Genomic DNA, 12,111 nt, shown 5'->3' on the forward strand with positions numbered 1-12,111 from the left:
CTGTTGGTAGAACAGGGCCCTTTGCAACGAGGTACGGTTAACAAAATTAGCATTTTTTGATAAAAAAAATATTTTTCGCTAATTTTTTGCCACCAGCAAACAAAAAACATTGGCAGCTATAAGCCTACTTTATAGTGATGTATGGCGAAAGGTGGGATATTTACCGTTAGCTGTTATGCCAGAGCCGATGCGCCATCACAACTACTCGACGTAGCCTAGCGATTGCCCCATTGGCAGCGGGAGCATGTAGGAGGTTGAAAAAATAAAGTTAAAGTCTATGGAGATATGCTAGTAATATTTAGCTATATTGGAAGCCGATATTTTTCCCTGTAATCATTTCGAATCGTATGGCTTTTATGATGGACTTCTACGGCTACCCGTTCGAGTAAATAGCAGTGGTTGCGGGAAAAAGATTATTCTACTACTTAAAAATGGATATTAGTAGAATGCGATTTACCTATTTATAACTACAATTATCAAAATGAGCTACAAACAACCTACCACTTTGAGAAACACAGCAAGCCTTATTTTACTTCTGCTATTATCATCAATTTCATATGCACAGAAATTTGATGCAGATGCAACCTATACTAATGCAATAAAAAGCTATAAGGGCAAAGACTATCAGACTGCAGCAAAGCTGTTCAGCCAAGTTATTGACAGCTGCGGAAACGACATCTCCTCATCAAGGCTATACAATGGTGCCTGCATATATGCATTAAATAAGGATACGGCTAATGCTTTAAAAACATTAAACATTCTTGCTGATAAACGATTCTACTATAACTACCAGCATATTGCCGTCGATGGCGACCTAGCATGCCTCCACTCCCTGCCAGAATGGAAATCTATACTAGAAAAAGTTAAGCTTAACGAGGTAACGCTGCCTCAACGAACCAAGGAAGAGGCCAAAGATGAGCTGCTTAAAGCAAAGGCTATTCTGGATAAGGATAACGGTAAGCTGTGGGGAGAAAATATTTGGTCGGATAAAACAATTGTTCTGGGGAATAATGGTGAAATCTACTCGCTCTACCCGCTAAAAGGGAGCAGCACCTCCGATTCTGTGCTATACTTCAAAAAAGTTGCACCCAATGAATTAAGCCAGGGTAACACTGCCCAAAAATACGAAGGTGAAATGTTTGCAACTATTATGCATAGCTACCTAAACTACAATAGCGCAACAATTATCCATGAGCTTTTCCACGTTTTACAGCATAGGCATATAAAGCTATACGGCAATCAGATTGATTACCTAGACAACTATGACGCAAGGGAGTGGCTTAGGCTAGAATATCAAGCGTTGCGAAATGCGCTCAAATCGGCAAACGAGCTCAAAGAAAAGAGCATCGTTGAAGGTTACCTGCGAGATGCCTTTATCTTTAGGAAGCTACGTCAGGATAAGTACAATTCGTTTCTGAAAGAAGAGCTGGAGATAGAAACATTGGAAGGTACAGCAAGCTATACGGGCTACATTCTATCGACTTACCCCAATAAATACCAAGAGGCAATAAACGAAATAGATAAGCGAGAAGCAGCAGATACCTACACTAGACCATTCCCCTATGCAACAGGCTTAGCTTACGGACTGCTTTTCGACCATCTAAATGTCCAATGGAGGAATGGATTAGACCAAGTTTATAATTTTCTGGAAATTTACGAGAAGCGATGCTTAGGTAAAGCCTTACATTTTACCTCAAAAGATGTGGACAATGCAAAAAATAGGAACAACTATAATGGCATTCATAAGCTAGAGACAGAAAGAAAAGAGACAAATGAGAAGAACATTGCCTACTATACCAACATATTCTTTAAAAAGCCAACGCTATCGGTATTACTAGCCGATAACAATTTCGCTCAAAGCTACGACATGAATGGAACGTTACGCCTAAAAGATAAAGGAACAGTATACTCGAGCATTAGTGGAAGGGATACGCAAGGAAAAAACTTTGGCAATTTTTCGACAATCGAGGGTAAAGCGGCACTAGGTGTTTCCGGCATTTTAATAAAACATGAGGACAAAAACACTTGGTTCATCTTCCCTCTTCCTACTGATATAAAAGGCAACACTATTGTAGGTGAACATTATACCATCGAACTTAAAGAAGGATGGACGGTGGAAAAGGTTGATAAGAAAGGTAACTTACGGATAGTAAAGGTTCAATAGGAGAAGGAACAATGAATAACGTCTGAATCACGAACTAATGGATTACTCGGATTACACGGAAAGGCTAACCTTAGTAAATGGGTAGCACAATACCGTAAGGGGTAAATCCGAGAAAACAGCGTAATCCGAAGATTCCGTGATTCGAACAATAAGGCAAAGGATACACCACCAAACAGCCAACTGTAAAAAATGAGAATAACCATCCATAGGGGCATCGACCAAGCTAGCGGTTGCATCACAGAGATTGCAACCGAGCAGGCTCGTATACTTATAGACTTGGGGCAAAATCATCCCGATGGTGATGGTAACGCACAGATTACGCTTGCCAACAGCGAGGCGCTGGCACGGTTGACGCGAGGTGCTGATGCCATATTCTACACCCACTTCCATCCCGAACTGCTAGGGCTATCCTACCTTGTCGACGACAGCGTAAAGCAGCATATCGGCTGCGTAGCCAAAAGAGTTGCCCTGTATAGGCATCAGCGGCTTGCCCGTACAAATGGAGACGAGGAGCAGCAGGCCCTAGTGCTGTCGAAGTTGGAAAGGATGGTGGTGTACAAGCCCAAGCAGCCAATCGTCATTGCCGACATAAAGGTTACGCCATACTTTGTGAGCCACTCGGCCTACGACTCGTACATGTTTCTGGTAGAGGCACAGGGCAAGAGGATACTGCATACGGGCGATTTTCGCGGTCATGGCTACATTGGAAAAGGTCTGCTATCGACAGTTGAGAAGCATGTACTACGAAAGGGGAAGGTAGATTTCCTAATAACCGAGGCAACGATGCCATCGTGCTCCAACGAGAGCGTATCGCACGAGCATGGTCTAGGGCGGCGAGCTTTAGAGCTGATGAGGCAGTACAGGAACGTGTTCGTAATGTGCTCGTCGACCGATATGGAACGTCTTGCAACATTTTATGGAGCAAACCGGGAAATGGGCGGTCGACCGTTTATATGCGACGACTACCAAAAGTGCATCCTGGATATCTTTACCGAAACTGCAGGGAGAAGATCTCCCCTATTCGTGTTCGACAGCGCGCACACCTTTTGGAAGGGGAACGAGCAGCTGGCAGCCCAAATGCAGGAGACGGGGTTCTGCATGCTGGTTAGGGCCACCGAAAAGTTTGATGAATACTTAGAGGCTATCATTCCCCGACTGGATATGGACAGCACCGTGCTCATCTACTCGATGTGGAAGGATTACGTAAACCCCAACAGCAAGCATGCCGTTAAGCGCTACCTCGACTTTGTTGCGAGGTTCCCTGTTGTAAAGAGCATGCACTCCAGCGGCCATGCCTCGGCAGATTGCCTTGCTAGGCTCTGCAATCTGGTAAACCCAAGAAGCGGCATAGTGCCCATGCACGCCGAGCAATCGACCGACGACCAAAAGCTACCCCTAAAAGATGAGCTGAGGGCTAAAGTTGTCACATCATCGCAAACGAAGGATGATGTAGAAGTTGAAATTCGTACCACCAGCCAATATCCCGACATACCATGAAAACGATAAGCCTAAGCGTTGCAATGCTCGCCTGCATACTGTGCACCACATCGTGCAACAATGACGAAAGCTATCCCCAGACGCTTCAAAAAGCAAGCTTTGTGGAAGGAACGACCCGCATGTTTACAAACAAAGGAGAAGTTTTTGACACCTCAATAATAAATGGCTACATACGAAGGTTTCAGGACGATATTTACATGATCTTTAAGGAACGACCTTCTCTAGATGACAATATTATGGAGTATAACAGCTGCAGCTATACGATTACAATTGTTTCAAAATCGCAGGCAACAATATTATATAACGATGGAAAAAAACAGACCTATAAGCTACAACGGCAAAATGGGGCTCTGTATTTCGTAAAAGATACGCTGGAAACGACCTCATTCCTTTTCGACAAAGAGTGGCTAAAGTTTAAGCCTATTGTTGTAAAAACGGAACCTGCAATTCTAGGATCAACAAAAACTTCATTTAATCCTACAGTATTTGCCTACGAAACCAATGGAGAAATACAGTTCCCTATTGTAAGCTGCATTGTAAAAAACATTCCAACCATCAATTTATCACAAGGCTTTTCGGGCTGGTACTTAAGACAGAACAACTCGATAAGCGAGGAATATTTGGCAAAAATTGCATCTCGAACCACAGCCGTTGATACGATTGCGTTTAAAGAGAGCCGAATCGTTTTTAGGGAAATCGAAAACAAGTAGAGGTTTCGGCATCAAGCAAAAAACAGTAGCTAAAGGCAAGCATAAACATATAAGCAGCCCATGCACTCCTTTTGGGTTTTGAGTGATTTGGAGATGAATAGAGGGGATACTAGCAGCAGCCTTACGAATTCTAGAAGATTACAGCTGTTGCATAGGTAGGAGTAGCAGGTATGGCACAAAGGCATAGGTACTCACAAAACAAAACCACTATATGACCTATCTTCTTAAAAACACAGGATTCGTGCTACTACTACTTTTAGGAGCAGCAGCATACGGCCAAACGAACCAAGAAAAAGCGCTTGAGCTAGGCCTAAAAGCAATAAAGCAAATGGATAACGGGCAGGTAGCCGAATCTGTTAAGCTGCTACAAGAGGCACAGCTGCTCGATCCGACCAATATTGCCTACCCCTACGAGATTGCCTACGCCTGCTACCTTCAGCACGACTACACGGGGGCTGTTAGAATACTAAGTAAGCTAGAGGACCATAAGGATGCATCGGATAGGGTTTTCCAGCTGCTAGGCAACAGCTACGATGGCCTCGGGAAATCGGATAAAGCGTTAAAAATATACGAGAAAGGATTGAAAAAGTTCCCTAATACGGGTTTCCTTTATCTAGAAATGGGCATTGTGTACATGAACGGGAATAGCATAGACAAGGCGCTCTCCTACTTCGAACAAGGCATTTGCGCTGATCCTTCGTTCTCCTCTAACTACTACTGGGCATCTAAGCTCTACTGCAAAACAACCGAAGAGATGTGGGGCGTACTCTACGGCGAAATCTTTATGAACCTGGAACGAAACAGCAAAAGAACCGCAGAAATTAGCAAGCTACTCTACAATACCTACAAGAGCGAAATCCGTATTACATCGGATACAACAATGAGCGTAAGCTTTAGCCGGAATGTAGTAATCCCAAGCAGCAGCGTTGCATTAGATGGAGCAAAACTCCCCTACTCGCTGATATTCGAGCCAACGCTAATGCTCTCTATTGTAAACGAGAGAGAAATAGATATAAACTCGTTGGATAGAATCCGCACAAACTTCCTAGCGAACTACTACAAGCAGGAGCTCAACAAGAACTACCCCAATGCGCTCTTCGAATACATGAAGAAGGTTCAGGAAGCCGGACACATGGAGGCCTACAACCATTGGATTTTGATGAAAGGCGAAGAGAACAACTTCGAGGAATGGGTTTCGCTTAACAGGGGAAAGTGGAACAGCTTTATCAGCTGGTTTAGCAATAACAAGCTTCAGCTAGACAGCAACAACAAATTTTACAGGGGACAGTTCCAGTAGAAGAATAGCCATATCCCTATAAAAGGAGTAAAACAACAAATAGTAAGCGCATATGATCGAATACCACGACATTGGTCCGTCGCAAATAGAGCGTATTAAGCATCTTTGGATAAGGAACAGAGAGTACCACGAACAATCAGAACCTGTATTTAAGGAGCAGTATGCCAATCTGGTTTTTGAAGACCGAATGAGTGCTATACTAGATGGGGATAAAGAGCTGAAGATTACGATTGCCGAAGAAGATGAAAACGTTTACGGCTACTGCATATCCACAGTATCGGGGCACACGGGCGAAGTTGTTTCGCTTCATGTGCTGCACAGCCAAAGAAGAAAAGGAATTGGCAGACAGCTAATGCGCTTGCATATCGAATGGCTAAAAGACAAACGCTGCAAGGAGATTGGCTTATACGTATCTTCGTGCAACGAAAACTCAATAACCTTTTACAAAGAGCTGGGATTCTACCCCAACCTGTTATACATGCAGGTAAAAGAATAGCATATTGAGATTTATTGCCACTACTAAATCTCACCCTCTAAAACAAAAAAAGGGCGACCTTCAACAGGCAGCCCTTTTTAAATTTTAACTACTATTATTCAAACACTACCAAGCAAAAAGTGGTAGATCTTTCATCATCTTATTAACCTCTGCACGAACAGAAGCAATCTTAGCCTCGTTCTCGATGTTAGCAATAACCGTGTCGATATACTCAACGATTAGCGGCATCTGATCTTCCTTAAGACCACGGGTTGTAATGGCAGGAGCGCCAACACGAATACCCGAAGTGGTAAATGGAGAACGAGAATCGTAAGGAACCATATTCTTGTTAATGGTGATATCTGCCTTAACCAGCGTATTCTCCACCTGCTTTCCGGTGATGTTTGGATACTTGGTTCGGAGGTCTATCAGCATAAGATGATTGTCAGTACCATTAGATATAACCTTGTAGCCCATGTCAACAAAAGTTTGTGCAAGAACTGCAGCATTCTTCTTAACCTGAGTTTGGTATACCTTGTATTCTGGAGTTAATGCTTCGCCAAAGGCAACAGCCTTAGAGGCGATAACATGCTCAAGTGGTCCTCCCTGTATTCCTGGGAATACAGAACTGTTAAGCACTGCCGACATCATTTTCACTTCGCCCTTTGGAGTCTTTAGTCCAAAAGGATTTTCGAAGTCTTTACCCATAAGGATAATACCACCACGAGGACCACGAAGCGTTTTGTGGGTGGTAGATGTTACGATGTGCGCATACTTAACTGGATTCTCAAGCAAACCAGCAGCAATAAGACCTGCAGGGTGAGCCATATCCACCATAAAGATTGCGCCAATCTTGTCGGCAATTTCGCGCATGCGCTTGTAATCCCACTCACGAGAGTAGGCCGAAGCACCACCAACGATAAGCTTAGGCTTATGCTCGATGGCCATTTGCTCCATTATATCGTAGTTAACGCGTCCATCCTCTTCGTTGACCTTATACCCAATAGGGTTATAAAGCGTACCCGACATGTTTACTGGTGAACCATGAGAAAGGTGACCACCATGCGCAAGGTCGAGCCCCATGAAGGTATCGCCTGGCTTTAGGCAAGCCATAAAAACGGCCATGTTTGCCTGAGCGCCCGAGTGTGGTTGCACGTTAGCGTATTCTGCACCGTAAAGTTCCTTTAGACGATCGATAGCGAGCTGCTCAACGATGTCTACCACCTGGCAACCGCCATAGTAACGTGCACCAGGATAGCCTTCGGCATATTTATTAGTAAGTACAGAACCCATTGCCTGCATTACCTGTTCTGAAACGAAATTTTCTGACGCGATAAGCTCAATACCATGAGTTTGACGCTCTCGCTCCTTAGCAATAAGATCAAAGATCTGTGTATCGCGGACCATAATACGTTTTTTTAAATTGTGGGGATAAAGGTAAGTAAATCTCGGTATCAAAAAATAATTTAACGAAATGATTTCGCTAAAATAACTGTGTATGCTAGAACCACAACCCCATCAACGTGAAAAATCGATGTAAAACAATAAAATATCATATTCGTACAAGTAGATGTCAGTGCTTTAAAGGTGTTCTTATCTATTATAAATGAGCCATGCAACAAATTGCAACAAAATGGTTAGCAGCAGCAGTTCTTGTAGCAACCATAGTGGCGTACCCAGCTAAAGCGGCAATCGGCCAACGCAACTTTTTGCTTACTGGAGGCTTTGGGATGCCAGAAATGAGCAATGTAGGTATTCGATACCTTCAAGGACAAGTGCAGGTGGGCGCATCGTACGGTTGGTTCCAAGCCTTTGGTAGCCAGTTTCAATCGGTGTCAATAACAGGACAGGTTCATCTATTTGGAAGTTCAGAAATGTCGGCACAGAGGCCTTGGTTTACACGAGCTGGCTTATGCTTCTTGAACGAAGACACACAGGAAGAAGAGGAGCTGCACTCGTTGTTGAACCTGCAGCTGGGACGCGCCTTGAACCTCTCACAGCGATGGGGAGTTGAAGTATACCTCGGATATTCCATACAGGTAGGCAGCGACAAACGAATAAAAGACACCTCCTACTGGGGTATAACCTCCAATCTAGAAAAATCGTCGTTCCCAAACTTGGGATTCAACTTTTACTACCGACTATAGTCTACAATCTCCCCCAAGGCTTGCAGAACCGATGAAAGAAAGAGACTGTTATTCGTTAGAGAGGTCAACCAGCTTTTCCCTATAGATGGAAAGTATCCGCGATCGAGAAACAAAACCAACGTATACGCCAAGTTCGTCAACAACCGGCAAATTCCAAGCTCCAGAGCCTTCAAATTTAGAGAAAACCTCTTCCATCGAATTACCATACACTATTTGCTCGGGAGGTAAAACCATAAGATCGCTCACTTTTACCACATCGTAATTGGAACTTTCGAACATTATATGACGAATGTCGTCGAGCAGGACAACCCCTTTTAAAGAGCGATTCTGGTCGATAACGGGGAAAATATTTCGCTTAGACTTTGCAACAGCCTTAACCAGTTCGCCAAACGAAGCATCGTATAGCACAGGAACAAAGTCTCTTTCGACAACCTCATCAAGCGACATTATGGTTATAGCAGCCTTATCCTTATGGTGCGTAATCAAATCGCCCGACTGTGCCAAGCGCAACGTATAAAGCGAATGACGGTTTTGGCTAAATACCGTAATGTATGAAAGAACGGACACCAACATCAACGGAATAAAAAGCTGGTACCCTCCGGTTATTTCGGCAATAAGAAAAATCCCCGTAAGTGGCGCATGCATTACACCCGCCAATACACCACCCATACCGACCAAGGTGAAATTTCCGACAGGGAGGGTTGTCCCAAAAAGAACATTAATGGATGTTGAAACAAAAAATCCGACCATTCCTCCTATAAAAAGGCTAGGCGCAAAAATTCCCCCTACCCCCCCAGCACCAAAAGTACACGCCATAGCAGGTACTTTAAATAGTATAATAAGTAAAGGGATTAAAAGCAGCGCCCAAGTATTATCTCTTAAGCCATAGTATAAGGTATGCTCAAAAAGAACATTATTCTTTAACGACAGCAACTTTCCAATAGCCTCATACCCCTCGCCATAAAGTGATGGGAAGAGCATTATTAGTAGCCCTAGCAGCACTCCTCCTACAAGAAACCTTACGATCCAGCTTTTTTGCTTCCTAAAATAACCTTCTATAGAAATGGATGCCCACGTAAAGTAAAGCGAAGCAGCACCACAGGCTATACCAAGAACTACATAAAAAGGAATGTTGTAAACCGAAAAATCTAGAATATATCTTTCGGGAAATATTATTGAAGACCCAACAAAGAGATAGGTGACGCTTACCGCACAAACCGTAGACAACAAAAGAGGAACCACTGCAGACATGGTAAGATCGAGCATAAGAACCTCCAGTGTAAAAATAAGCCCAGCAAGAGGAGCTCCAAATGCACCAGCAATAGCACCAGACGCACCGGCTCCCAATAGCAACGTAATAGTGCGCGCATCAACTCTGAAAAATTGACCAATATTAGAACCAATGGCCGAACCGGTCATTACAATAGGACCTTCGGCACCAACCGAGCCTCCAAGACCAATAGTCAGCGAAGTTGCAACCATAGATGTGTACATGTTATGCGCTTTTAGCCTCGACTCCTTACGAGAAATAGCATAAAGCACCTTAGTAACGCCATGGCTTATATCGTCTCTAACAAATAGACGAAGAAATAGGATGGTGAGTAAAACCCCAACCATAGGATAAACGAATAGAAGAACGCTTCCACTATCGGCAGGTAGCCAACCTGTTAGATTAACCTTAACAAAATGAATAAGCCACTTAATGGTTATTGCTGCAAACCCGCAAAAAACACCAGTAAGAACGCTAAACAAAAGCATTAAATGCCGCTTTGGCAACCTTTTTACTTTCTGAATCAGCAATCTCAGATACGATGAAAAAAACATTTCTCCTATTTTTAACGAGAATAGTTGCTAAGGTAAAATAATCTAAACTGCCAACAAAATTAATAGAGCTAATAGCAACAAGCAAAAAAGCCATCAGCATAACCGATGGCTTTAGTACTATTTACTTAATACAGTTTAAAAGTTTAATCCTTCAACAGCAACATTAAGTTTTCCTCGAGCAATACCAAGTACCTTAAACGACTTGTCTGCAAGATAAATATTATCTATATCGATTTGATCTACAACTCCGTTGATGGCAATATTCTGAACCGATCTATTATTCTTAAGGCTAGCATTAGCAGTACTCTTAGCTGTATTCAGATAGCTACTGATTGGGAATACCATGTTTTCCTTAATTGCATCCTTTATGGTGCTCTTAAATAGCCATGCAGCACTCTTGTAAAGAATATTCTTTGTTTGCATCTCGAAATCAAAATCGGCAACCTCAACCGCGTGCTTTTCCTTGTTGTAAACAGGAACACCCGCAAAATAAACCGTTCCATTAAAGCTACCCGACAGATTTGCTCCAACAATAATCTTCCCGTTGCTGCCGTAGATTTGTAGGCTATTTACAGTGACGTTTTTACTTCCTGAGCTAAACATTTTCCCCTTTACCTCCTTAATTGCAATCTGTTCTGCTTCAGCGTAGGGAATATCTGTCCATATATTAAAGTTAAACTGCCCATCAGACTTTTGAATTAGTCGAAAGTTTGGAAGCTTTGCAACAGGCGTAACAACAGGGGCCTTTGTAGAAACAAGCACCTCTGTTTGAGACTTAACCCCAATGGCTGTGCTAACAATTCCATTACGAGAGGTGAATGGTGTAGCCGTAATTTCCGAAGGAGTTAACTTAAGCCAAAGGTTGTAGTCCTTATTGAGCAACATTGGCTGCTGAACCTGCTTCCAAGCGGTAGCCATTTGGTTTTTAATATCAAACTGAGTCTTTATCTGATTGTCAATCTCGGCACATACACGACCTTGCATTCCTCCTACAATTTTATCGGCCACGTACTTAACTGGAACCTTGAATCCTACAAGGCTAACCTCAGGGTTGGTTATCCACTCAAAACCTGACGAAACGGTTTTTGACGATACAGACCAATCGGGAGCAATACCAAACGTGGTATGATATTTCAGTGCAATCTGGAGTTCCACCTCCTTAGCAACCGTTATACCAAGTTTAGTCATACCTCCTTTAAGCCAAATCTTTAACGGAATTCGATAGTCGATGCTCATTCCATTAATTTGAACAGCAATGGGCTGAACTTTCCAAACTTTGAGCATAACATTGTCATCGGTCATATTCTTATCCTCAAAAAGCAGCCCATTAATTTCAGCATTAATCTTGCTGTTGAGCATCTTTTCGCTAAGAGAAACAGGAACATTTACCACTGAAGAGGTAGGTTTGTATTCAAAGCTGGTATAGCCTTCGTTAGGCTTGGGAATTTTAGATGTAGAAGAACACCCCTGAATAAAAAGAGCAGCAGATAAGCCAACCAAAAGCTTATAAAAACTTTTTACTCGCATGGTTTAAATATTTTTGATTTGTTAAGGCACAAAGTTAACGAAACGGGATTTAAGCAAATTCTTAATCTTCTTAAAAGGCGTTAATAAAGAAGCGGCCATCAAATGATGGCCGCTTCTTTATTAAAATGAGAACTTTTTGCTAATTGCTTTATGACTTTTCGTTAAGCATGCTTAATGCCATATCCAGAATTGTAGTATCATCGAGTTCTACGACACCCCCATCTGGACCCTTTTCAATGTGAATTCCAACAGTTTGACCGAACTTGTAGTTAGCACCGCCAAAGTAGTTGCGAACAGTTTCATCAGACACTTGCAACGACTCTGCGATGCGATGAATACTTCCCTCTGGAAGACTGTCTTTGATTTTTCGAAGTTCATTAAATGTTATAGTTCTCATAACCCTGAATGTTTAGTTTGGGAATTAAGATTCTTAACTGCTTTCCAATTTATACATTTTTTTCAATGAAAAA

Annotated in this window: 11 protein-coding genes; 6 read left to right on the forward strand and 5 right to left on the reverse strand. The window is 42.6% G+C overall.

All coding sequences use genetic code 11. The features are described 5' to 3' along the window. Positions 1–505: 505 nt before the first annotated feature. The 5 genes from CLV25_RS08170 (at position 506) to CLV25_RS08190 (ending at position 6,164) form a co-directional block, all read left to right on the forward strand. Positions 506–2,164, forward strand: a complete 1,659-nt coding sequence (locus tag CLV25_RS08170; RefSeq protein ID WP_131839152.1) for a hypothetical protein — start codon at positions 506–508, stop codon at positions 2,162–2,164. A gap of 189 nt (positions 2,165–2,353) precedes the next feature. After that, positions 2,354–3,661, forward strand: coding sequence for an MBL fold metallo-hydrolase RNA specificity domain-containing protein (locus CLV25_RS08175; protein WP_131839153.1), 1,308 nt, complete (start codon positions 2,354–2,356; stop codon positions 3,659–3,661). Beyond that, the gene (locus tag CLV25_RS08180; RefSeq protein ID WP_131839154.1) at positions 3,658–4,371 is read left to right on the forward strand and encodes a hypothetical protein; all 714 of its coding nucleotides are present in this window, start codon (positions 3,658–3,660) and stop codon (positions 4,369–4,371) included. The genes CLV25_RS08175 and CLV25_RS08180 overlap by 4 nt, the downstream gene beginning before the upstream one ends. 211 nt (positions 4,372–4,582) lie before the next feature. Next, positions 4,583–5,668, forward strand: coding sequence for a tetratricopeptide repeat protein (locus tag CLV25_RS08185; RefSeq protein ID WP_131839155.1), 1,086 nt, complete (start codon positions 4,583–4,585; stop codon positions 5,666–5,668). A gap of 52 nt (positions 5,669–5,720) precedes the next feature. Further along, positions 5,721–6,164 (forward strand): GNAT family N-acetyltransferase, encoded by a 444-nt coding sequence (locus CLV25_RS08190; protein WP_131839156.1) that lies wholly within the window; start codon positions 5,721–5,723, stop codon positions 6,162–6,164. A 105-nt stretch (positions 6,165–6,269) separates the two neighbouring features. Here the strand turns inward: CLV25_RS08190 and glyA are convergent, their stop codons facing one another. Next, on the reverse strand, positions 6,270–7,550 hold the full coding sequence (glyA, locus tag CLV25_RS08195) for a serine hydroxymethyltransferase (protein WP_131839157.1): 1,281 nt from the start codon (positions 7,548–7,550) through the stop codon (positions 6,270–6,272). 206 nt (positions 7,551–7,756) lie between these two features. Between glyA and CLV25_RS08200 the strand changes: the two genes are divergently transcribed. Continuing rightward, positions 7,757–8,290: a hypothetical protein gene (locus CLV25_RS08200; RefSeq protein WP_131839158.1), complete on the forward strand. Its 534-nt coding sequence runs from the start codon at positions 7,757–7,759 to the stop codon at positions 8,288–8,290. Between the two features lie 48 nt (positions 8,291–8,338). On the opposite strand, the gene CLV25_RS08205 is transcribed toward CLV25_RS08200, so the two are convergent. From CLV25_RS08205 to CLV25_RS08215, 4 genes are all read right to left on the reverse strand, one after another. After that, a complete protein-coding gene (locus CLV25_RS08205; protein ID WP_243649608.1) occupies positions 8,339–10,048 on the reverse strand; it encodes a chloride channel protein in 1,710 nt (569 codons plus the stop codon). Further along, the gene (locus CLV25_RS15935; protein WP_165877026.1) at positions 10,035–10,214 is read right to left on the reverse strand and encodes a hypothetical protein; all 180 of its coding nucleotides are present in this window, start codon (positions 10,212–10,214) and stop codon (positions 10,035–10,037) included. The genes CLV25_RS08205 and CLV25_RS15935 overlap by 14 nt, the downstream gene beginning before the upstream one ends. Before the next feature lie 35 nt (positions 10,215–10,249). Continuing rightward, on the reverse strand, positions 10,250–11,641 hold the full coding sequence (locus CLV25_RS08210; protein WP_131839160.1) for a DUF4403 family protein: 1,392 nt from the start codon (positions 11,639–11,641) through the stop codon (positions 10,250–10,252). 148 nt (positions 11,642–11,789) lie between these two features. After that, the gene (locus CLV25_RS08215) at positions 11,790–12,038 is read right to left on the reverse strand and encodes a DNA-binding protein (RefSeq protein ID WP_131839161.1); all 249 of its coding nucleotides are present in this window, start codon (positions 12,036–12,038) and stop codon (positions 11,790–11,792) included. Positions 12,039–12,111 lie beyond the last annotated feature (73 nt).

The organism is Acetobacteroides hydrogenigenes (genome assembly GCF_004340205.1).
In the GTDB taxonomy this organism is placed as follows: domain Bacteria; phylum Bacteroidota; class Bacteroidia; order Bacteroidales; family ZOR0009; genus Acetobacteroides; species Acetobacteroides hydrogenigenes.